Source organism: Streptococcaceae bacterium ESL0729, assembly GCA_029391995.1.
Classification (GTDB): domain Bacteria; phylum Bacillota; class Bacilli; order Lactobacillales; family Streptococcaceae; genus Floricoccus.
Genome location: CP113924.1, coordinates 94,534 through 116,885, shown reverse-complemented (window position 1 = coordinate 116,885; position 22,352 = coordinate 94,534). Strand labels below are relative to the sequence as shown.

16 protein-coding genes, 1 tRNA gene and 3 rRNA genes are annotated in these 22,352 nt (G+C 38.1%); 1 reads left to right on the top strand and 19 read right to left on the bottom strand.

Annotated elements, in window-relative coordinates:
* Positions 1 to 15: 15 nt before the first annotated feature.
* The 18 genes from OZX68_00555 to OZX68_00470 all read right to left on the bottom strand — a co-directional run bounded on the left by OZX68_00555 (position 16) and on the right by OZX68_00470 (position 21,141).
* On the bottom strand, positions 16 to 459 hold the full coding sequence (locus OZX68_00555) for a CoA-binding protein (protein ID WEV60780.1): 444 nt from the start codon (positions 457 to 459) through the stop codon (positions 16 to 18).
* 108 nt (positions 460 to 567) lie between these two features.
* Complete coding sequence (gene polA, locus OZX68_00550) at positions 568 to 3,201, bottom strand: DNA polymerase I (protein ID WEV60779.1); 2,634 nt, start codon at positions 3,199 to 3,201, stop codon at positions 568 to 570.
* A gap of 112 nt (positions 3,202 to 3,313) precedes the next feature.
* A 5S ribosomal RNA gene (rrf, locus tag OZX68_00545) occupies positions 3,314 to 3,429 on the bottom strand.
* A gap of 101 nt (positions 3,430 to 3,530) precedes the next feature.
* A 23S ribosomal RNA gene (locus tag OZX68_00540) occupies positions 3,531 to 6,436 on the bottom strand.
* A gap of 147 nt (positions 6,437 to 6,583) precedes the next feature.
* Positions 6,584 to 6,656 (bottom strand) — tRNA-Ala (locus OZX68_00535).
* A gap of 99 nt (positions 6,657 to 6,755) precedes the next feature.
* A 16S ribosomal RNA gene (locus OZX68_00530) occupies positions 6,756 to 8,303 on the bottom strand.
* Together the 16S, 23S and 5S rRNA genes with 1 tRNA gene alongside form the textbook arrangement of a ribosomal RNA operon.
* 532 nt (positions 8,304 to 8,835) lie before the next feature.
* Positions 8,836 to 9,828, bottom strand: coding sequence for a UDP-glucose 4-epimerase GalE (galE, locus tag OZX68_00525; GenBank protein ID WEV60778.1), 993 nt, complete (start codon positions 9,826 to 9,828; stop codon positions 8,836 to 8,838).
* A 1-nt stretch (position 9,829) separates the two neighbouring features.
* Positions 9,830 to 10,960 (bottom strand): UDP-galactopyranose mutase, encoded by a 1,131-nt coding sequence (gene glf / locus OZX68_00520; GenBank protein WEV60777.1) that lies wholly within the window; start codon positions 10,958 to 10,960, stop codon positions 9,830 to 9,832.
* Between the two features lie 99 nt (positions 10,961 to 11,059).
* Positions 11,060 to 11,644, bottom strand: coding sequence for a VanZ family protein (locus OZX68_00515; GenBank protein ID WEV60776.1), 585 nt, complete (start codon positions 11,642 to 11,644; stop codon positions 11,060 to 11,062).
* Between the two features lie 124 nt (positions 11,645 to 11,768).
* A complete protein-coding gene (locus OZX68_00510; protein ID WEV60775.1) occupies positions 11,769 to 13,187 on the bottom strand; it encodes a flippase in 1,419 nt (472 codons plus the stop codon).
* An 11-nt stretch (positions 13,188 to 13,198) separates the two neighbouring features.
* Positions 13,199 to 14,230, bottom strand: a complete 1,032-nt coding sequence (locus OZX68_00505) for an acyltransferase (protein WEV60774.1) — start codon at positions 14,228 to 14,230, stop codon at positions 13,199 to 13,201.
* A 164-nt stretch (positions 14,231 to 14,394) separates the two neighbouring features.
* On the bottom strand, positions 14,395 to 15,588 hold the full coding sequence (locus tag OZX68_00500; GenBank protein WEV60773.1) for a hypothetical protein: 1,194 nt from the start codon (positions 15,586 to 15,588) through the stop codon (positions 14,395 to 14,397).
* A gap of 141 nt (positions 15,589 to 15,729) precedes the next feature.
* Complete coding sequence (locus OZX68_00495) at positions 15,730 to 16,899, bottom strand: glycosyltransferase family 1 protein (GenBank protein WEV60772.1); 1,170 nt, start codon at positions 16,897 to 16,899, stop codon at positions 15,730 to 15,732.
* Positions 16,900 to 16,919: 20 nt separating this feature from the next.
* Positions 16,920 to 17,621, bottom strand: coding sequence for a sugar transferase (locus OZX68_00490; protein ID WEV60771.1), 702 nt, complete (start codon positions 17,619 to 17,621; stop codon positions 16,920 to 16,922).
* Between the two features lie 18 nt (positions 17,622 to 17,639).
* Positions 17,640 to 18,404, bottom strand: coding sequence for a tyrosine protein phosphatase (locus OZX68_00485; protein ID WEV60770.1), 765 nt, complete (start codon positions 18,402 to 18,404; stop codon positions 17,640 to 17,642).
* A gap of 20 nt (positions 18,405 to 18,424) precedes the next feature.
* The gene (locus OZX68_00480) at positions 18,425 to 19,123 is read right to left on the bottom strand and encodes a CpsD/CapB family tyrosine-protein kinase (GenBank protein ID WEV60769.1); all 699 of its coding nucleotides are present in this window, start codon (positions 19,121 to 19,123) and stop codon (positions 18,425 to 18,427) included.
* A gap of 11 nt (positions 19,124 to 19,134) precedes the next feature.
* Positions 19,135 to 19,935 (bottom strand): Wzz/FepE/Etk N-terminal domain-containing protein, encoded by an 801-nt coding sequence (locus tag OZX68_00475; GenBank protein ID WEV60768.1) that lies wholly within the window; start codon positions 19,933 to 19,935, stop codon positions 19,135 to 19,137.
* Positions 19,936 to 20,034: 99 nt separating this feature from the next.
* The gene (locus OZX68_00470; protein ID WEV60767.1) at positions 20,035 to 21,141 is read right to left on the bottom strand and encodes a hypothetical protein; all 1,107 of its coding nucleotides are present in this window, start codon (positions 21,139 to 21,141) and stop codon (positions 20,035 to 20,037) included.
* A gap of 255 nt (positions 21,142 to 21,396) precedes the next feature.
* Between OZX68_00470 and mscL the strand changes: the two genes are divergently transcribed.
* A complete protein-coding gene (gene mscL / locus OZX68_00465; protein WEV60766.1) occupies positions 21,397 to 21,831 on the top strand; it encodes a large-conductance mechanosensitive channel protein MscL in 435 nt (144 codons plus the stop codon).
* Positions 21,832 to 21,905: 74 nt separating this feature from the next.
* Here mscL and OZX68_00460 read toward each other — a convergent pair whose 3' ends face one another.
* The gene (locus OZX68_00460; GenBank protein ID WEV60765.1) at positions 21,906 to 22,319 is read right to left on the bottom strand and encodes a hypothetical protein; all 414 of its coding nucleotides are present in this window, start codon (positions 22,317 to 22,319) and stop codon (positions 21,906 to 21,908) included.
* Between the last annotated feature and the right edge of the window lie 33 nt (positions 22,320 to 22,352).

Genomic DNA, 22,352 nt, shown 5'->3' with positions numbered 1-22,352 from the left:
AAGAATTTGCCTTTTTTAAAATTTAGACCTATCTTTCATCCTAATAAATTCTATCTTGGTACACCTGTTCATAACAATTTTATCTCTCAAACCTGAGCGTAAAATATCTTCTACATCCTTACTTTGAAGGCCAAGTTGTGCCCAAAATACGTCAGCATCAGTCTCTAAAAAATCACGAGCAACTTCAGAAAGAAGCTCACTCCTCCTAAAAACATCAACTATATCAACATGAAAGGGAATGTCCTTTAGACTAGCATAAACCTTCTGACCTAAGATTTCTTCACCTGTAAACCTTGGATTTACAGGTACGATTTTATAACCCTGCTCCTGAAGGAATTTAGCCACCCGATTACTTGCCTTTTTTTCATCATTACTAAGCCCAACTACTGCAATAACCCCAGCTTCTTTCAGGTAATCATCAATTACCTGATTGTCTGGATTTCTAAATTCAAAACTCATAATATTCCTCCTGATTAGATAAGTTAATTCTATCACATTTTCTTTCTACAAATACATCGTCTTTCTAAAAAAGATAAAAAAGCCTGGACCAAAGTCCAAGCTTATTTTTTATTTGGCATCATACCAGGTCTTACCACTATCTTCATCAGCGATTAATGGAACCTTTAATTTTATAGCATCTTCCATGGTTGTTTTAACAATCTTCTTAACTTCCCCAAGCTCCTCATTTGGAACTTCAAGGACAATCTCATCATGAACCTGTAAAAGCATTCTTGCTTTAAAATTACCCGAAGTTAATTTCTCGTCAAGATTTATCATGGCAACCTTTAAAATATCAGCAGCACTACCTTGAATTGGTGAATTGATGGCTGTTCTTTCAGCAAACTGACGGACATTGAAATTACGGGCATTAATGTCTGGTAGTTTACGACGCCTCTTATAAAGGGTCTCAACATAGCCTTTATCTCTTGCAGAGCGAACAATCTCTTCCATGTAATTTTTAATACCAGGATAGCGGTCAAAATACGTGTCAATATATTTTTTAGCTTCAGCCCTTGAAATACCAAGGTTTTGAGAAAGGCCAAAATCAGATATTCCGTAGACTACACCAAAGTTTACAGCCTTGGCATTTCGACGATCATTTGAGCTGACATCCTTTGGATCTTTAATATCAAAGACCCTTTGGGCTGTTGAGGTATGAATGTCATCTCCTCGTTCAAAGGCCGCAATCAGATGCTCATCGCCAGAAATATGAGCTAAAACCCTAAGCTCAATTTGAGAGTAGTCACTTGATAGCAGAACACTGTCAGACCATTCTGGAACAAAGGCCTTCCTGATTTTTCTTCCCTCTTCCAAACGAATTGGAATGTTTTGCAGATTAGGCTCAACACTACTTAAGCGACCAGTTTGAGTCAAGTCCTGCACATATCTGGTATGAATTTTACCATCAGGAGAAATTTCATTACCAAGACCCTGAACATAGGTCGACTGGATTTTTGCCAGTTGGCGGTACTGAAGAATATATTTTACGATTGGTGCCTGGGGAGCAAGAGTTTCAAGGACATCAACAGCAGTTGAATAACCTGTCTTAGTCTTCTTAACAACTGGAAGCCCCATTTTTTCAAAAAGAATTACCCCAAGCTGCTTGGGTGAATTAATATTGAATTCTTCTCCGGCTAATTGATAAATAGTTGTTGTTAAGTCATCAATTGTGGTTTGATTTTCCCTACCGATTTCATCCAAGGTAGCCTGATTAACCTTAATTCCACGTATCTCCATCTTGGCTAAAACATTAGAAAGAGGAAGTTCAATCTCAGATAAAAGTTGCTCCTGCGAGTTTTCAAGCAAATCTTTTTCCAATAAATCCTTTGATTCAACCAAAACTTTTAACTTACGTGCCAGGTGATCAAAGAGAACCGTATCCTCAGGTATGGCAAGTTTTGCACCTTTTCCGTAAACCTCATCATCACTGGCAAGAAAATCCAAGTCATAAAAATTTGCAATGGTTGAAATTTTATTGTCTTCAGTAGTACTAATCAAATATTTAGCAAGCATACTATCAAATTCAACTAAGGGATAGTCAATATCTGCCCGGTACAATAAAACCTTATTTTTCTTAAAGTCATAGGTATTTTGCGGAATTTTAAATTTATCAGATTCCAGCAGAAGGCTATTTTTAGAAACATAAATTTTTTCCCTATCTCCCCAAGCAAAAGCAATAACATCCGATTTATGATAGGATTCACCTAAAATTTCCAGATAAAGGAACTGATCCTTATTGAAAGTCGCTTCTGAAAGCTCCTCTTCACTTTCAATAACTTGAAAATCAATTTCTTTTACTTCATGATTCAAAGCCAAATCTTGGCCAGATTCCAAGTCATCCTTAAATTTTTTAAAACCCATTCGGTCATAAAAAGCTATTAAATTTTCTAAATCAGCCGGTCCATCAAACTTAGTCTCAGTCAAGGATACTTCAACTGGTGAATCAAGATCAATTGTTGCCAACTCCTTAGACATGAAAGCTTGCTTACGATCATTAATCAAATTTTCCTTCATTTTAGACTGCTTCATTCCATCAATATTTTCATAAATACCTTCAAGACTTCCATACTCTAAAAGAAGCTTAATTCCTGTCTTTTCACCAATTTTAGTCACACCTGGAATGTTGTCAGATTTATCACCCATCAGAGCTTTTAAATCAATAAACTGAGAGGTTGTAAGACCTAATTTATCCATAAGATAAGTAGGAGTGTAGGTTTCAAGTTCACCAACTCCCTTAACAGTAATCTCAACCGTCGTTTTATCTGTTGTTAGCTGGGTTAAATCTCTATCACCACTTACAACAGTGATATGTTCAAAACCTTCAATTTCAGCCCGGTGGGCAAGGGTTCCAATAATATCATCAGCCTCATAATTATCAAGTTCATAATGCTTAATACCCAAAAATTCAAGCATTTCCTTAATAAAAGGTAGTTGTTCTCTGAATTCACTTGGAGTTTTAGCACGACCACCCTTATAATCCGCATACATCTCAGTCCTAAAAGTTGTCTTACCTGCATCAAAAGCCACTAAAATATGATCTGGATTAACATTTGATATTACATTTGATAGCATGGTATGAAAGGCATATATTGCATTGGTATGAAGACCACTAGGTGATTTAAACCTATCTATTTGATTGTAAAGTGCAAAAAAAGCTCGAAAAGCGATTGAGCTTCCATCTATTAATAATAATTCTTTCATATAATCCCCTGAATTTTAAGATACTCTAATGATAACATATTTAAAATAAAAAAACCTTTATGGTTCCTAGACTTTTAAAACAAAAAAAGAAGCCCTCGGGCTTCTTTAGTTCGCTTGGCGCCTACCATATCTCACAGGGGGCAACCCCCAACTACTTCCGGCGTAACGAGACTTAACTTCTGTGTTCGACATGGGAACAGGTGTATCTCTCGTGCAATAAGCACCAAACTTGTTTGTAATCTTTTTGGCTTACGCCATCTTCGATCACTCAAAATTGAATAATTTCATATAACTTAGAAACAACTTCAAATGTTGCTTGACTCTTATTTTAGGATAAGTCCTCGAGCGATTAGTACTAGTCCGCTACATGTGTCACCACACTTCCACTTCTAGCCTATCTACCTGATCATCTTTCAGGGCTCTTAACCAATAATTGGTGGGAAATCTCATCTTGAGGTGGGCTTCGCACTTAGATGCTTTCAGCGCTTATCCCTTCCCTACATAGCTACCCAGCGATGCTCTTGGCAGAACAACTGGTACACCAGCGGTAAGTCCATCCCGGTCCTCTCGTACTAAGGACAGATCCTCTCAAATTTCCTACGCCCGCGACGGATAGGGACCGAACTGTCTCACGACGTTCTGAACCCAGCTCGCGTGCCGCTTTAATGGGCGAACAGCCCAACCCTTGGGACCGACTACAGCCCCAGGATGCGACGAGCCGACATCGAGGTGCCAAACCTCCCCGTCGATGTGAACTCTTGGGGAGATAAGCCTGTTATCCCCAGGGTAGCTTTTATCCGTTGAGCGATGGCCCTTCCCATGCGGAACCACCGGATCACTAAGCCCGACTTTCGTCCCTGCTCGATTTGTAGATCTCGCAGTCAAGCTCCCTTATACCTTTACACTCTATGAATGATTTCCAACCATTCTGAGGGAACCTTTGGGCGCCTCCGTTACCTTTTAGGAGGCGACCGCCCCAGTCAAACTGCCCGTCAGACACTGTCTCCCACCATGATTAATGGTGCGGGTTAGAGTAGCCATAACACAAGGGTAGTATCCCAACAACGCCTCATCATACACTGGCGTGCATGAATCTTAGGCTCCTACCTATCCTGTACATGTGGTACAGATACTCAATATCAAACTGCAGTAAAGCTCCATGGGGTCTTTCCGTCCTGTCGCGGGTAACCTGCATCTTCACAGGTACTAAAATTTCACCGAGTCTCTCGTTGAGACAGTGCCCAAATCGTTACGCCTTTCGTGCGGGTCGGAACTTACCCGACAAGGAATTTCGCTACCTTAGGACCGTTATAGTTACGGCCGCCGTTTACTGGGGCTTCAATTCATACGCTTCGCTTACGCTAAGCACTCCTCTTAACGCTTCCAGCACCGGGCAGGCGTCACCCCCTATACATCATCTTACGATTTAGCAGAGAGCTGTGTTTTTGATAAACAGTCGCTTGGGCCTATTCACTGCGGCTGACTTAAAGTCAGCGCCCGCTTCTCCCTAAGTTACGGGGCCATTTTGCCGAGTTCCTTAACGAGAGTTCTCTCGCTCACCTGAGGCTACTCGCCTCGACTACCTGTGTCGGTTTGCGGTACGGGTAGATATTATTTAAACGCTAGAAGCTTTTCTCGGCAGTGTGACATCACATACTTCGCGACCTTAGTCGCTTCCCCATCACAGCTCAATGTTAGAAGTACAAGCATTTGACTCATACTACACCTCACTGCTTAGACCAGAATCCATTAACTGGCACATGTTAGCCTACTGCGTCCCTCCATCACTATAATATCTAGTACAGGAATATCAACCTGTTGTCCATCGGATACGCCTTTCGGCCTCTCCTTAGGTCCCGACTAACCCAGGGCGGACGAGCCTTCCCCTGGAAACCTTAGTCTTACGGTGGACAGGATTCTCACCTGTCTTTCGCTACTCATACCGGCATTCTCACTTCTATACGCTCCAGCACTCCTCACGGTATACGCTTCGGCGCTGTATAGAACGCTCTCCTACCAATTACTTAAAAAGTAATTCCACAGCTTCGGTAATATGTTTAGCCCCGGTACATTTTCGGCGCAGGGTCACTCGACTAGTGAGCTATTACGCACTCTTTGAATGGTAGCTGCTTCTGAGCTAACATCCTAGTTGTCTGTGCAACCCCACATCCTTTTCCACTTAACATATATTTTGGGACCTTAGCTGGTGGTCTGGGCTGTTTCCCTTTCGACTACGGATCTTAGCACTCGCAGTCTGACTGCCGTACATATGTCATTGGCATTCGGAGTTTATCTGAGATTGGTAATCCGGGATGGACCCCTCACCCAAACAGTGCTCTACCTCCAAGACATTTAAATTACGACGCTAGCCCTAAAGCTATTTCGGAGAGAACCAGCTATCTCCAAGTTCGTTTGGAATTTCTCCGCTATCCACAAGTCATCCAAGCACTTTTCAACGTACTCTGGTTCGGTCCTCCAGTGAGTTTTACCTCACCTTCAACCTGCTCATGGATAGGTCACATGGTTTCGGGTCTACATCATGTTACTAAAGCGCCCTATTAAGACTCGCTTTCGCTACGGCTCCGACTCTTCATCTTAACCTCGCAACATAACGTAACTCGCCGGTTCATTCTACAAAGGCACGCTCTCACCCATTAACGGGCTCGAACTTGTTGTAGGCACACGGTTTCAGGTGCTATTTCACTCCCTTTCCGGGGTTCTTTTCACCTTTCCCTCACGGTACTGGTTCACTATCGGTCACTAGGGAGTATTTAGACTTGGGAGATGGTCCTCCCGGATTCCGACAAGATTCCTCGTGTCTTGCCGTACTCAGGATACTGCTAGGTATACATTCTATTTCGATTACGAGGCTATTACTCTCTCTGGCTTACCTTTCCAGGTAATTCTTCTATAAAATGTAAGTCCACGTTGCAGTCCTACAACCCCAAGGGACAAGTCCCTTGGTTTGGTCTTCTTCCGTTTCGCTCGCCGCTACTCAGGAAATCGCATTTGCTTTCTCTTCCTGCAGCTACTTAGATGTTTCAGTTCACTGCGTCTTCCTTCTCATACACTATGTATTCATGTATGGATAACATCCATTAGATGTTGGGTTCCCCATTCGGAAACTCACGGATCATCGCTTACTTACAGCTCCCCGTGAAATATCGTAGTTAGTCACGTCCTTCTTCGGCTCCTAGTGCCAAGGCATCCACCGTGCGCCCTTATTAACTTAACCTTTAATTTTGAATTATTAAATTCAGTTATAAGTTTTGATTTCTTCGTTTTTAAACTCTTTAAATCACAGCATTTTCGGTTTATTTCTTTGTTATATTAGAAATTATTCAATTTTCAATGATCGATGCGGTAGTAATTCAACTACCTATGGAGCCTAGCGGGATCGAACCGCTGACCTCCTGCGTGCAAAGCAGGCGCTCTCCCAGCTGAGCTAAGGCCCCAATCTTCTTTGAGAAGATATATATCTTGTTTTAGGTATAAACCTCTCAAAACTAAACAATGCAAAACTAAATGTGCAGGTATCCTCGTATTTTCCTTAGAAAGGAGGTGATCCAGCCGCACCTTCCGATACGGCTACCTTGTTACGACTTCACCCCAATCATCTATCCCACCTTAGGCGGTTGGCTCCTTGCGGTTACCTCACCGACTTCGGGTGTTACAAACTCTCGTGGTGTGACGGGCGGTGTGTACAAGGCCCGGGAACGTATTCACCGCGGCGTGCTGATCCGCGATTACTAGCGATTCCGACTTCATGTAGGCGAGTTGCAGCCTACAATCCGAACTGAGAGAAGCTTTAAGAGATTAGCTTGCCGTCACCGGCTTGCGACTCGTTGTACTTCCCATTGTAGCACGTGTGTAGCCCAGGTCATAAGGGGCATGCTGATTTGACGTCATCCCCACCTTCCTCCGGTTTATTACCGGCAGTCTCGCTAGAGTGCCCAACTTAATGATGGCAACTAACAATAGGGGTTGCGCTCGTTGCGGGACTTAACCCAACATCTCACGACACGAGCTGACGACAACCATGCACCACCTGTATCGAGTGTCCCAAAGGAACTCCCTATCTCTAGGGATAGCACTCGTATGTCAAGACCTGGTAAGGTTCTTCGCGTTGCTTCGAATTAAACCACATGCTCCACCGCTTGTGCGGGCCCCCGTCAATTCCTTTGAGTTTCAACCTTGCGGTCGTACTCCCCAGGCGGAGTGCTTAATGCGTTAGCTGCGACACTCAGGGGTGGATACCCCCGAACATCTAGCACTCATCGTTTACGGCGTGGACTACCAGGGTATCTAATCCTGTTTGCTCCCCACGCTTTCGAGCCTCAGCGTCAGTTACAGTCCAGAGAGCCGCTTTCGCCTCCGGTGTTCCTCCATATATCTACGCATTTCACCGCTACACATGGAATTCCACTCTCCTCTACTGCACTCAAGTTCACCAGTTTCCAATGCTTACAATGGTTGAGCCACTGCCTTTTACATCAGACTTAATGAACCGCCTGCGCTCGCTTTACGCCCAATAAATCCGGACAACGCTTGCCACCTACGTATTACCGCGGCTGCTGGCACGTAGTTAGCCGTGGCTTTCTGGTAAGATACCGTCAGCCAGAAAGCTTTCCACTCTTTCTGGTGTTCTTCTCTTACAACAGAGTTTTACGATCCGAAAACCTTTTTCACTCACGCGGCGTTGCTCGGTCAGACTTTCGTCCATTGCCGAAGATTCCCTACTGCTGCCTCCCGTAGGAGTCTGGGCCGTGTCTCAGTCCCAGTGTGGCCGATCACCCTCTCAGGTCGGCTATGTATCATCGCCTTGGTGAGCCTTTACCTCACCAACTAGCTAATACAACGCGGGTCCATCTCATAGTGTACCATTTGGCACTTTCAACTCTGTATCATGTGATACTAAGTGTTATGCGGTATTAGCTACCGTTTCCAGTAGTTATCCCCCTCTATAAGGCAGGTTACCCACGCGTTACTCACCCGTTCGCTGCTCATCCATCTAGTACAAGTACCAGATTTCAGCGCTCAACTTGCATGTATTAGGCACGCCGCCAGCGTTCGTCCTGAGCCAGGATCAAACTCTCATATAAATTATGAGCAGACTATTAATAGTCACTAGCTCGCTTTTGTTGCTTTATTTATTGTCAAAATTGACAGTTGAATGTCTAAACATTCACCCTGCACATTTGGTTCGTTTTGCTTTGTTCAGTTTTCAAAGGTCTATCGCTGTCTCCTTCGAGACAACTTCATTAGTTTATCAAAACTTGTTTTACTTGTCAACCACTTTTTTAAAGTTTTTTTCAAGCTTGTTTTGAACTGTTGCCCTCAGACAACTTTTATAGTTTACTATGACTTAATGTCTTTGTCAACTACTTTTTTAACTTTTTTCTTAGTTGTTTAACCAAGTTATCCAACTAAGTGTTGCCCTTAAGCAACTTTGTTAGTTTACCATCTGTTGGATTTTCTGTCAATATGTTTTTGAACTTTTTTCAAAGTCTTAAATCACAAATTGACCTGTCCTTGACAGTGTTATTATTCTATCAAAGTTTGCAAGGGCTGTCAACTAGTTTTCTTGATTTTTTTGCAATTTAAAAAAACAGGTGGTAAATTACCACCTGTTTTTTAATCTTCATATCCATTCGGATGTTTTTTGTGCCAAGTCCAGGCCGTTTGAACGATATCATCAATCTTCTCATAAGATGGTGACCATCCTAAAATATCTTTAGCTTTTTGGCTTGAGGTATATAAGCTGTCTGGATCTCCTGGTCTACGGTCAGCTAAAACTGCTGGAATTGCATGACCAGTAACCCTTCTAGCAGCTTCAAGAATCTCAAGATTAGAGAATCCCTTTTGGCTACCAAGATTGAATACCTGAGGTTTACCACCTGCTTTTAAATATTCCAGGGCCTTGATATGAGCATCAATTAAATCTTCAACTTGAACATAATCACGCACATTTGTTCCATCTGGTGTATTGTAGTCATTACCATAAATTTGGATATTTTCTCTTTTTCCTAAGGCTACTTGCATTAAAAGAGGAATTAGGTGGGTCTCGCAGGTATGTGCTTCACCTATTGAGCCATCACTTTTAGCCCCAGCTACGTTAAAGTATCTTAGTGCCACATAAGTCATGCCAGTAGCCTCACTTTGCCACTTCATGATTTGCTCCATCATAAGCTTACTTTGTCCGTAAGGATTAATCGGAAGAGTCATAGTTTCTTCCGATATAGGCATGGTCTCAACTTTTCCAAAGGTTGCAGCTGTACTTGAAAAGACGATATGTCTGATATCAAATTCCTGCATAACCTCAAGAAGAGCTATTGCCCCGTAAGTATTGTTATCAAAGTATTTAAGGGGATTTTCCATAGACTCTCCCACAAGAGAAGAGGCACAAAAATGCATGATTCCTTCTATATTAGCAACCTCTTTAAATACCCCGCGCATGAAATCCTTATCCCTGATATCCCCTTTATAGAAGGGAACAGCTTTTGGAAGGGATTTAATATGCCCTGTTGATAGGTTATCAACAACAGCTACTTCATAACCTTTTGCTAATAATTGGTCAACGGCGTGGCTTCCAATGTAGCCAGCTCCACCTAAAACTAAAACTGTCATCTTATTTACCAAATTCTCTTTCTACTTCTTTAAGAGCAGCATTGAATACTTGATCCATGTCATAGTATTGATAGTTACCTAAACGTCCACCCATGATTACATTATCAAGTTTATCGGCCTCTTTACGGTATTTTTTGAAGATTTCACTGTTTTTTAAGTCATTTACTGGATAGTAGGCTTCCTTAGAACGATCCCAATCTTGCGGATATTCTTTTGTAAGGATGGTTACATCATCATTACCCTTTTGGTCAAAATGGCGCCATTCCATCACACGAGTATAGGGAACCTCACGCTCTGTATAGTTAATTACGGCATTTCCTTGTTGGTTGTCAGTCGCAAATTTTTCAGATTCAAAACGAACTGATCTGTACTCTAATTCCCCATGTTTGTAGTCAAAGAATTGATCAATCATTCCTGTATAAACAATACGAGGGAACTCTTTTAAGTAAGCTTCCTTATTTTCAAAGAAATCTGTATCTGTTTGAACATCAATCAAGTCTGAATCAAGCATCTTATCAAAAATTGCAGTATATCCATCCACTGGAACTCCCTGGTAACGGTGGTTGAAATAGTTGTTGTCAAAGATATAACGTACTGGAAGCCTTCTAATAATAAAACTCGGCAATTCAGTTGCTAGACGACCCCATTGTTTTTCAGTGTAGCCTTTAATTAATTTTTCATAAATATCGGTACCGATTAAAGAAATAGCTTGTTCTTCAAGGTTTTTTGGTGTTCCTATGATGCCTGCTTCTTTTTTCTGCTCCTCAATCTTTGCCTTAGCCTCTGCTGGAGTCTTAACGCCCCACATCTGGTAGAAGGTGTTCATATTGAAAGGAAGATTGTAAAGTTTGTCCTTGTAATTCGCTACAACTTGGTTAATGTAACCATTAAAATTAGTAAATCTATTTACATAGTCCCAGACATCCTTGTTGTCGGTATGGAAGATATGTGCTCCGTACTCGTGGACATTAATACCTTCATCCTTATAGGTATACATGTTCCCACCAACATGTGGACGACGCTCTATTATTAAGCTTCGTTTCCCTCTCTGTGCTGCTTCATGGGCAAAAATTGATCCATAAGGACCTGCACCAACGATTAGATAATCGTAATTCTTCGTATTGAACTCCATTAAAAACTCCTCAAAACAATCTATTCTTAGTTAATTTCCTCCCCAATTTTACCATACATGTTAATGATAATTCAATGTTTGTTAAATGATAATACATAACTAAATGATAGTAAATTTATTTTTATTTTTAACAAATATAAGGTAGCCGATTGAACAACCCATAAAATTAAGTAGGATATCGCTTAGTCCAAAGGTTCCAAGATAAAAAAGATACTGGATGGTTTCTACTCCAAGAAGGGTCAGAAGAGAGATAAAGACAAACTCTTTTGGCCTTGCATGAAAACCATAGATTATCCCCAGGGGAATAAAGTAAATCAAATTCAACAAGGCCTCTCTCAAGTCCTTTACTGTCACATTTCTAAGAAAATCAAAGGGATCAAGAGACAGGGCATGATAATGTTCGGCCTTGGTAAATAAGACAACAAATAAAAGGAAGACATAGACTGTTGCTGCCATATAGATGTAGACAACAAATAATTTTTTAAGCTCCCACTGGATATATAAAACCCAGATGAGTAGGCTAGTCATAAGAATCAGGACTTGCTTGGTGTAGATAAAACGGGCCATAATCCTTGCCAGGCGTGGATATTCAGCTAAAGTTGGATAGGCTAAATGCTGAATTAGGAGGTAAGATAGACCAATGGATACAAGGAGGGCCAGGATATATTTAAGGTAATTTTTCATTGTTTCCTTTCATTTCACGAAATAACTCATCTATTTTCTTAAATTTTCCAGTAAGTATAAACTTTTTATATAAATTTTTCAAATATAAAAACCGCCTACAGCTGGGGTAGACGGTTTACTTGCCTTAAATTTTTTTGAGCATTTTTTTAGCTTCTTGGATTATCGGTGCCCTTAAAATTACAACCAGAAGGACATAAATCACAATCCCTAGGAAAACTTGAATCATAAAGTAGAAGGCCTTACCTGGCATGATATCATTCATAAAACGAACCATAAACATCATGGCAGTAGATGCCAATACATACTTCCAAGTACCCTTGAATAGATAAGCAATGTTAAGGGTATATCTGACATAATAAAGCTGAACTAAGGTTACTATAATCTCAGATAAGACAGTTGCTACCACAGCTCCATAAACTCCCCACAAATTAATCATGATGAAATTTAGTAGTAAATTAACAAAAGCTCCTGAAACAACTGAAATTGTAAAATACTTGGTTTGGTTGGTTGGTAAGAGATACTGGGTACCTAAGACATTACTCCAACCAATAAAGATGACAATTAGGCTCAGAATCGGTAGCAGTTTTCCAACAATGGCAAAATCTTCCGTTAAAAACCAGATTGAGAACTTGGGTGCGATGGCTGCAAGGCCAAGAGACATGGGAAAGCAGATAGCACTTACAAAATCAAAGGAGGTATATAAGTATCTTTTGACCTCATCTTTTTGACCCCTGGCGAAGGTATTTGCGACCCGTGGCAGCATAACTGTCCCTGTAGCAGTGACAACAGCCAGAACAATTTTTACAATCTTGTCTGTATTCTCATAGTAGCCTGAACTTTCAACCCCTGTAACAAGGCCCAACATGGTTTTGTTTAATACCAAATAAACCTGGGTAGCAATTTGAGGGATAAAAAGACTTATCGAAGGGCTCAAATGAACCCTCAAATTCATCTCCTTAAAGTTCGGCGGATAAACCATCTTCCGAATATAGGGCCAAAGGGTCAAATTACCAAGTAAAGTAGATAAACTCAAGATTAAAATATATGCAGCTGTATCATGACTTGTTCTGACAAAGGCAAAAATAGCAGCCAGTGATAAGAGTTTAACTAAGATATTCCTTAAAACGGTCTTTTTAAAGTCTTCAATTCCCATAAAGAACCATGAGATGTCAAAGGCTGCAGCAATGATTAAAAGAGACTGGTAGAAATAATAAACCTTAAAGTTTGATACCAGACCTAAAAAGATCAAAAAGCAGACATAACTTACAAAGATGCAGATAAAACGCAGGAAGGTAATCTCCCAGAAACTTTGGCTTAGCTTTTCCTTGTTGTCCCGATTATAGGCAATGGTCCTATTTCCATAGAGGTTAACCCCAATACTCCCAAATAAAATGAAGTACTGGATGATTGAATTGGTAAAGGCATTAATCCCGACCCCTTCAGCCCCCAAAACACGTGCAATGTAGGGAACTGTAACCAGAGGAATTATAAGAATAAATATTTGATAACCTATATTATAAAGGTAGTTTTTTATTAATTTCATACAGTACCCTTTTACATTCTAATACTTCTATTAACATACGGTATTTTAGATATAACATATGCAGTAGCAAACGATACGAAGATAGTTAGAAGCAAGGAAATTATATTGTTCAAAGGCAAGCTTGTGTTAAACAATTTTCCAAGAACTTTTATTATAGTAGGATGAATTATATATACTCCCATAGAAACGGAACTTAGACTAATTATCAAATTATTAAATTTATTAGAAATTTTAAGGGGTTTATTTAATAAATAACAGAAGAACCAAGTACTCCATACAATAATCAATATATTGTCATAATTATATTCTGCATATGGAATTTTTATTTGAACGGCCATCATAGGCTCAAGAAAAATAACGATAACTGTAAATATTGACAATAAAATTCCATTATTCAGGTAACTAAAATTTTGTATATTTTTTTTCTTCTTGCCTATTAGTCCTCCCAACATATAATAGAACAACCAAGTCCATAACCTGAAAGTTTGTATTACATAAGACTGCATGGGATAGACCAGGACAAATCTTGAATATATATCAACTATCGTTGATATAACAAATAAAGATATTAATAAAATAAGATACTTTTCTTCATGATTCTTTAGCATCCTATTCAGAAAAATAGCTAATAAACTAATAATTATCAAACTACCCATAAACCAAAATTGGTATAAGTATCCTCGTTGAATCAAACTACCTATTACTAATTTGATAGGATTTTTAATATTTCCCTTGAACAGATTAGCTACAAAAACAATTAAATTCCAAAAGACAACCACATTTAGAATTGAGATAATTTTTTTACTAATGTAGTATCTGTCAATAGTTCCCCTGTTTAAAATTAAATAACCATTAACCATAAAAAATAAAGGGACTGCGATAGTGCCTGAATAATATAAAAGTTGATTAATAATTACATTATTATTTTGGAGCCAATGATTCTTATCAATTATAAAGGCATTGGAACTGTTATGTAAACAGATAACTTGCACAGTAGCAATTATCTTAATAATATCCAGATTAATATTTCTTTTACTTTTCATTTTTACCTTTCAATATAAACATATTTTGATAATTACTCTAAACTTATTCGGAACGGTTTAATCATGTATATACAGTAAAGGAATTGATACCAATTCCTTTACTGTATATTGTGTACGATGAAGAAGATTAAAAAACAAAAATATGACGATCAATGTTTTACTACCTATCTTGCTAGCAGGTTCTTATCAATTCCATAATTTTCTTCTTCAACTCCAAAAATTGATGAATTTTTACCTATCATATGTCCCATAAATATAATTAAAAAATTATAAAAAGGATCTAGTACTTGTGGATCTAGTAAACCGTTAACTAAAATTAGTAATATAGCCATGCTAAAATAACTATTTCTGCATACCAAACTCTTTACCTGCAAAATAAAAAGTGAACTAAAAAATAAAATATACGATACTATTCCAAACTTTAGAAGATACTGTAGATAACTACTATCTACAAAGGTATATTCGGCCCCAACTACATTTTGTATCGGTACAAGAGATGTCCTCTGACCAAAAAGTTTTATATTATAATTACTTAAGGCCTTATATCCCAACCAAAGTCTATTCGATGATAATTTATCCAGCGTTGGATATGCCAACGCATTTTTACTGAAGTAATAAATAGAAAAAGTCAAAATAGGAATGGCTAAAAGAAATAATAACTTATATAATTTTATCTTCGTTAAATCTATCTTAAAATATTTGACAACAAGATATAGTAAAAGGAACAGGGTTATAATTATAAACGGACTTCTCGTACTAGTCATCTTGTATAAGTATATATTGATTATTTCTAGTAGAATTATGACCCAGAAACTAATTTTTTCCCTAAAATAAACCATGAGACCCGCGATGATATAAAGTAGTCCCTGAACCGAAAAAGTTGACCACTGAAAACCTAACTGGTGCCTAATATCATTATCCCGGTAAGTAACTATGTCAGGTAAAATACCCACTAAAGACATCATAATTATTGCTACATGAAAAATCGTAAAAAATAACAAGTGATATTTTAAAAATTTCTTTAAATCCAAATTGACTGAAAACAATATAAGAATGGATACATCCAAGAAATATGTCTCCCCAGCTCTGAAATAATTATTAGCCATGTAAAATGCAACTATGGGAAATAAAGTTAGATATTTGTAAATATATAACCTATCATTCATAAATGTTGATAAAACAATTATACCTAAACCTAAATACCTAAGTTTTGAAAAATTATCTATAAAAATAAAAATATTTAGTAACTCAGTCTTTACTATAAGAAAAGAAAATAACCAAATAACATATCCTATAATAAAAACTGTCGTTTGATCAAAATATAGTCTGCCATCCGATTGCGTCTCTTGATAATTCATAAAATACTCACAAAACAATTGATGAATACAACTGCCTAACTCCTATCTATTTGTGCTACTGATGAAATAATTCCTCCCATATCCGGCTTATAAAAATTATTGATTATAAAATCATAATGTTATTTAAACAAATTATTCCTATTAATTTTTTAAAAATAAATCTTCATACTTGCTAACAATCCCGTCCCATGAAAATCTATCTGCGATTGTCTTTTTAGAGATAGCTTCTAGGCCAGAATAATCTGTCACATTTTTTTCAAGGTCATTAATCAGAAGATTAAGGTTGTCCTTATCCCAGTAAAGGGCACCATCTTCTCCAACCTCCCTGTTAAATCCAACATTTAGTAGAAGATTTAGCTTGGTTGACGCAAGGGCCTCTAAAAGAGATGGGTTAGTTCCACCAACCTCATGTCCATGAATGTAAGCAAAGGCATTTTCCCTAATATACTTTAGAAGCTCCTGATTATAAACAGTACCAACAAACTTAATTCTTGAATCCTTATCAAAGCCAGTCTCCTGCTTTAATTTATCGAAAAACTTGTTCTCTTCGACATTTGTAATCAGCACAAAGTCCTTTTTGCTATCAGACTTCATGAACTCACGAATCATTGTCTCATAGTTGTTTTCTGGAACAAAACGACCCACTACCAAATAATAGTTATCTGGTGTCACATCTTTTTGGCTGAACCAGTCAATAACGTCTTTAGAGTTTGAGTCAAACTTACTCTTATCAACATCAGTCCCATAAGCAATGTAAGTTGTTTTTGGGTGATAAGCCTTGTAGTCTTCTAAAATATATTTTTCAATATTTTTACTATCACAGATTAAAAGATCTGCATGCTTGACCATTAGTTTTTCAGATAGCTTCCAGTATCTTCTAACTGGATAACTCCACTTGGCCCTCATCCACTCATGACCGTCAGGATTGATGAAAAGCTTTCCACCTATCTTTTCAATCTTCTTCTTGAAGCTTCCAATGAAGGGCCCAATCCTACAAGCTAGGATATAGAAAATAGGATCTGTATCCTGATTTTTTTCAGCTAATTTAATAGCGTGATTTAAGGCAGCAACATCATAATAAATGGCCTTTGCAGGCCCAATATTTGGGATATCAATACTAAAACAATCTGCCCCGTGATAGGTAAAGTTATCCTCTGTGATGTTAGATTTAAGGCTATTTTCTCTGGTACAAGCAACATGATACTTAATTTGATCACTCTTTTGATTTTGGACAAGTTTGTCCACAAAGGTTTCAAAGCCACCGTATTTGGCAGGAATTCCCTTTGATCCGATTATATAAATATTTTTCATTATACTTCCTAAATATTTCCTTACATTCCTTCGTTTGGTTTAAGAATAACCAAAAATGTTTTCCCGATGATGAGAAGGTCAAAGCCTAACGAGCGTCTTTGAATATACTCCAAGTCTCGATCAAGCATGCCTTCAAAACCTGTACTATTACGCTCGTTTACCTGCCACCAACCGGTACATCCTGGCTTAACCAAGAGCCTCTGTTTATCGTAGTCACTGTAAGTAGCTACCTCCCTTGGTAGAGGAGGTCTAGGCCCAACTAGGGACATGTCGCCCTTTAAAACATTCCAAAGCTGTGGAAGTTCGTCAATACTGGTCTTACGGATGAATTTACCAATCTTAGTGATTCGTGGGTCATCTTTCATCTTAAACATGGCCCCATCAACCTCATTCTTATGAAGTAAATCTTCCAATTTTTTCTCAGCATCAACACACATTGACCTTATTTTGAACATTTTAAACTCTTCCTCATCTTTTCCAACCCTAGTTTGGGAAAAGAAAATAGGACCATTAAAATCTTCTATCTTCATCGATATAGCCACAATTAAAATGATAGGGCTGGCTACAAGTAGACCAAAGGAGCTTAGAATAATATCTGCTAATCTTTTAAAAAGATTATAAGATTCCTTTGAATCAAGCTCTCTTGCCTTGATCCAAATTTGTTCTCCTGTACCTGCTACTTTTCCTTTATCATTACTCGCTATACGCTTATCTTCATTCATAAAAACTCACCCATCTTCCTAAAATAAACCAAATTTTTTCTTTCTGATTTCTGAATACTCAGGTCTACTTACAGGATCTCCGTTTAAAAGATCTTTTGCTACCTGCTTCATGTATTCAACTTTTTTCTTACCAAAATCTTTTTCTATCGCCTGATAGGCTTCTTTTAAATAAAAATTTCGGTGCTTTAAATTGTGGGCGTCTGAAGCTACCATTTGAACCATATTATGTTTGACCATAAGTTTTGCAGTTTTTTGGATTGATTTACCAAATACCCCAACATAGCTAGGTGCCGTAAGTTGAGCTAATACTCCCATATCAAGAAAATCAATCAATTTATTTGGATCTTCTCTAAAGACCGCATTCCGTTCAGGATGGACAATTACAGGTGTGTGACCCCTTGATATCAGGTCAACAAAAATTTGCTCCGAATAGCTTGGAACATCGATGGTTGGAAATTCGATAAGGATATACTTGTTGTCTAGGTCAGTAAATAAAATTTCATCCCGGACAATATCCTCAATCAAACTACCTGTTATTCTGACTTCTTGTCCCTCTAGGACCGTTAGTGGAATATCTCTTTTATCAAGCTCTTCTTGAAGGGCTAAGACCCTTGGAATTACCTTTGATGCTTTATTATCATACTTACCATTATTATGGTGGGGAGTACAGAGGATATGGGTAATACCTTGGCTTACAGCCTTGTTAGCCATATCCATGCTGTCTTCAATTGTTTGAGCCCCATCATCTACTCCAGGTAAAATATGACAGTGTAAGTCAATCATAATTTCTCCCCCCTGAGCTACTAAGCCCCGTAATAATAGTATCCTTGGTCAGCAGTATTCTTGGCACCATTATAGATTACTCCTAAGACATTGGCATTTACCATTTGAAGTAAGTTTTTAGCCTTAAATAGGGTGTCCTTTCTTGAGATACCCTCTCTGACAACCATAAGAGTACCATCAACTTTTGATGACATGATTTGTGCATCAGTAACTGCCACTACTGGTGGCATATCAAAAATAACGAAATCAAAGTTTTCTCTTACCTCTTGAAGGATTTCATTCATCCTGACTGATCCTAAAAGTTCAGATGGGTTTGGTGGTTTTGGTCCACTCGTCATAATTGATAGATTAGGGATTCCACTATCTTGAACAACATCCATGGCCCCTTGAGAAGTGGTAAGGGTTGTACTTAGACCGCCTACATTTGGAAGCATAAAAGTTTTAGCAACTGTTGGCTTACGCATATCGGCATCAATCAAAAGAACTTTTTGACCTGAATTTGCGAAAACAACCGCCAGGTTGGCTGATGAGGTCGATTTACCTTCACTAGGTCCTGATGAGGTCATAACGATTGTTTTAATTTCATTGTTAACAGTTGATGCAAATTGGATGTTTGTCCGAATTGTACGGTATTGTTCCGAAATCGGTGACGATTTATCCATCAGAGTTATTAAGCTAACTCCCTGTGTTTTTTGTTTTTTTCTATCTTTTTTAGCCATTACAAACTCCCCTATACTCTTGAACGACGACGTCTCTTGCTTTGATCATCAGCAGCTGCCGAATCATTTGTAGTTCTTTCAAAACGCTCTTCCTTAACTGGCTTTTTCCCCTTATAAGTAGCACTTAACTCCTTAGCAGTCATTTGTGGTACTGTACCTAAGATTGTAAGACCCAAACTATCAGTTATGAACCTAGAATCTTTTACAGTCCTATCAAGTTGCTCCAGGATGAAGGATAGACCTACACCTACAAATAGACCAACAAGGGCTCCGATTGCAAGATTCTTTTTAGGACTTGGAGAAACAGGATTTAGATTTGCTTCAGCCTTTGAAATAATTGAGATTTTATCTACATTCATTACGTCTTTAACATTTTCCTTAAAGACTTGAGCAGTTGTATTGGCAATATGTTCAGAACTTATAGGATTATCAGTTTTTGCACTGATTGAGAACATAAGTGAGTTTTGTGTCTGATTAACAGAGATACTCCTTCTAAGCTCTTCAGAAGTCATAGAAAGACCGTAATCTGATGATAATTTTTCTTTAACCTGATTAATTACTAAATCCCCTGTTACTAGAGTTTTATAGGTATTAATCATCTGTAAATTCCCATTCACATCGTTAGCATTTGTTGTTTTATCAGCTTGCGGCAGGGTTACAATCAACTGAGACTGTGAGCTGTACTTAGGAGTCACCACAAAGAAGGTGACAAAGGCAGCAAGTCCCAAGCCCATAAGTCCTGTAATAATAATTAATGACAAATGCTTCTTTAATATCTCAAAGATATCATGTACGTTTACTTTTTCCTCCAAAACACCACGTTCCTTTTCTTACTTATAATTTTTTAAACTATGAGTTTAAAACTCAAATTACTAACATATAAAATTTTTGCTTGTCGATTCAACCATCAATTAGTGGGATGTATCATTTGAATCCACTGGAGCATCCGGCTGATTTGTATTTGCCCCATTATCTCCTCCATTTACGGGAGTTGAGCTGCCATTATTATCAGACGGCGGAGTTGGGATTGGGTCAACCACTACTCCTCCTGACGATCCATCAGTTCCTGAGCTGGCAGGTGGAGTTACAACAATATTGTTTCCATTCGATGGAGGAGTTGAGGCAGGTGGCCTCTGATTTCCAGCATTAGGATTATAAGCTGAGTTACCTCCTAATGAGTTATTAGCCCCAGAAGCTGCTGTATCACTCTCATCTTCCTCAGAATCAGCTAGCCTCTCCCTTTCAATTTGGGCATTTTTTTCGTTTAATTGCCTTAAAATTTCTTGGGCTTTTTCTGAGTACTTATCTTGAAGCTCTTTATTTTTTACTTCTTTAATTTTTTCAGCTAGAAGATCATAGGTTTCTACATTTACATAGGATGTTATCTCGTCATCACTTAAGGATTTACTGATGATGCCTTCAATCGTGTCTGACAAATTAACTTGATCTTCAATCTTAGCCAAGTAACCCGCGGCAACTTCCTGCCACTTACCTTTAGTTCCTGCTAATTTAGTCTTCAAGCTATCTAATTTTGTTTTATCTGTATCACTTTTAATTACTAAATCATCACTTGCTTCCTGCCAATTTGTTATAGGATTTGTTAATAAATTATTTATTGCAGTTTGATTATCAATCTTCTGTTGAATATCCTTTAAAATTGTTGAAGCCTTTTCCTTCTTGTCAGTAAGCTCCTTGGCCTCTTTTGGTAAGTCCGCTGCCTTAACCTTAAAGTCATCAACTGAGACTTTAATCGAGCCCAAACGATCCGCAATTTCTTTTAATTTATCTGCATTTACATCACTAACTAATGTATCATGTGATGAATCAAAATAAAATTTGTTAAGGTCACTTATTATATTATCAACAGCTTTAATATCCTTTTCCACAGCTAGTTGAGCATATTTAACCTTTTGATTTTCCATCTTTTCAGCCTTCGATTTGAGACCAAAAAAGCAGATAAACACTGTCATTACAGCGATAATTACAATCAGTAAAATTTTTCCAAAAGTACTCTTCATCCCCTATTTCCTTATCTTTATTATACAATAGCTCATTCTATAGTATAACCTAATCCCAGACAATATTAAAGAGTTTTTTATTTTTAAAAATAAAAATAGAACAAACTATAGTAGCATTTTCACTACTTGTAGCTAATATTTGTAAATCAAAAAACATACTTGACTCCTGTTTAAATCCCTAGTCCATGTTTTATTTATCTTAATATGTTATTATTAATTATTGATATTATTTTAGAATAAGATGGAGGATATGAAATGTTTAAATCTTTTGCAAAAGAATTTAAAGACTTTATTATGAAGGGAAATGTTTTAGATTTAGCCGTTGGGGTAATCATCGGGGGAGCCTTCACTGCCATAGTGAGCTCACTTACTACTAACCTAATTACTCCCCTTTTAGGAATCTTTCTACCAAGTAAAAGTGCTTTTGATAGCTTAACTTTCAAGGTGGGAGGAGCCACCTTTGGGATTGGTGCCTTTATTAATAGCGTAATAACATTCTTAATAACAGCCTTTGTAGTCTTTATTTTAGTAAAAATAGTTAATGCTACCCTATCAGCTGGCAAAAAAGAAGAGGAAGATACTACAGCAGCTCCTACGGTTGACCCTCAAATTGAACTACTTACCGAAATCCGAGATCTCCTAAAAAAAGAGGAAGCCTTACACGGTCATAGACCAGGCAGAAGGAAATAATTTTTGCACATAAAAACATCCAAAACCAAAGTATTATGAATAATCTGGTTTTGGATGTTTTATTTTATGCTAAATCAAGCTAAATCACTTGCTACCTCAACCCCACGCCTTGGTAAGAACTCACTAAGCTCTGGCCTAATGTTTGCGTCCTTACATGAAAGAAGGTAAGTGACACCACTTTTGAATAAAAGCTTAAGTCCCAAAGCTTCTGAAAGTTCAGTGCCTTCATTCGTTTCTTCAAAATTTTCAACAAGATTAAAGAATTTAACCCTCTCAATATCAGCATAGGTCCAGATAAAAATCTCCTCCTTGCTAATTTTTTCCTGGTCACAAGACTTAGAAAAGAGGGTAATTTCAATTGTTTCTTCCTCAAAAGAAAGCTCTGCTACAGCTTTTTGATCTACATTAGGATATTTATTTCCCTTAAAGTCAATAATAACTGGTTGGGCTACACGAGTGCTCGCCTGTAAAAATTTTTCCCTGTTCATAAGAACCTCCCCTAGTTTTAAAAAACTATAATG

Excerpts from the sequence above, each read along its gene's own strand:
- mscL (WEV60766.1), top strand. The coding sequence starts at position 21,397 with ATGTTTAAATCTTTTGCAAAAGAATTTAAAGACTTTATTATGAAGGGA.
- OZX68_00460 (WEV60765.1), bottom strand. The coding sequence starts at position 22,319 with ATGAACAGGGAAAAATTTTTACAGGCGAGCACTCGTGTAGCCCAACCA.
- glf (WEV60777.1), bottom strand. The coding sequence starts at position 10,960 with ATGGAGTTCAATACGAAGAATTACGATTATCTAATCGTTGGTGCAGGT.
- OZX68_00470 (WEV60767.1), bottom strand. The coding sequence starts at position 21,141 with ATGAAGAGTACTTTTGGAAAAATTTTACTGATTGTAATTATCGCTGTA.
- OZX68_00485 (WEV60770.1), bottom strand. The coding sequence starts at position 18,404 with ATGATTGACTTACACTGTCATATTTTACCTGGAGTAGATGATGGGGCT.
- OZX68_00555 (WEV60780.1), bottom strand. The coding sequence starts at position 459 with ATGAGTTTTGAATTTAGAAATCCAGACAATCAGGTAATTGATGATTAC.
- galE (WEV60778.1), bottom strand. The coding sequence starts at position 9,828 with ATGACAGTTTTAGTTTTAGGTGGAGCTGGCTACATTGGAAGCCACGCC.
- OZX68_00505 (WEV60774.1), bottom strand. The coding sequence starts at position 14,230 with ATGAAAAGTAAAAGAAATATTAATCTGGATATTATTAAGATAATTGCT.
- OZX68_00515 (WEV60776.1), bottom strand. The coding sequence starts at position 11,644 with ATGAAAAATTACCTTAAATATATCCTGGCCCTCCTTGTATCCATTGGT.
- OZX68_00510 (WEV60775.1), bottom strand. The coding sequence starts at position 13,187 with ATGAAATTAATAAAAAACTACCTTTATAATATAGGTTATCAAATATTT.
- OZX68_00495 (WEV60772.1), bottom strand. The coding sequence starts at position 16,899 with ATGAAAAATATTTATATAATCGGATCAAAGGGAATTCCTGCCAAATAC.
- OZX68_00500 (WEV60773.1), bottom strand. The coding sequence starts at position 15,588 with ATGAATTATCAAGAGACGCAATCGGATGGCAGACTATATTTTGATCAA.
- polA (WEV60779.1), bottom strand. The coding sequence starts at position 3,201 with ATGAAAGAATTATTATTAATAGATGGAAGCTCAATCGCTTTTCGAGCT.
- OZX68_00490 (WEV60771.1), bottom strand. The coding sequence starts at position 17,621 with ATGAATGAAGATAAGCGTATAGCGAGTAATGATAAAGGAAAAGTAGCA.
- OZX68_00480 (WEV60769.1), bottom strand. The coding sequence starts at position 19,123 with ATGGCTAAAAAAGATAGAAAAAAACAAAAAACACAGGGAGTTAGCTTA.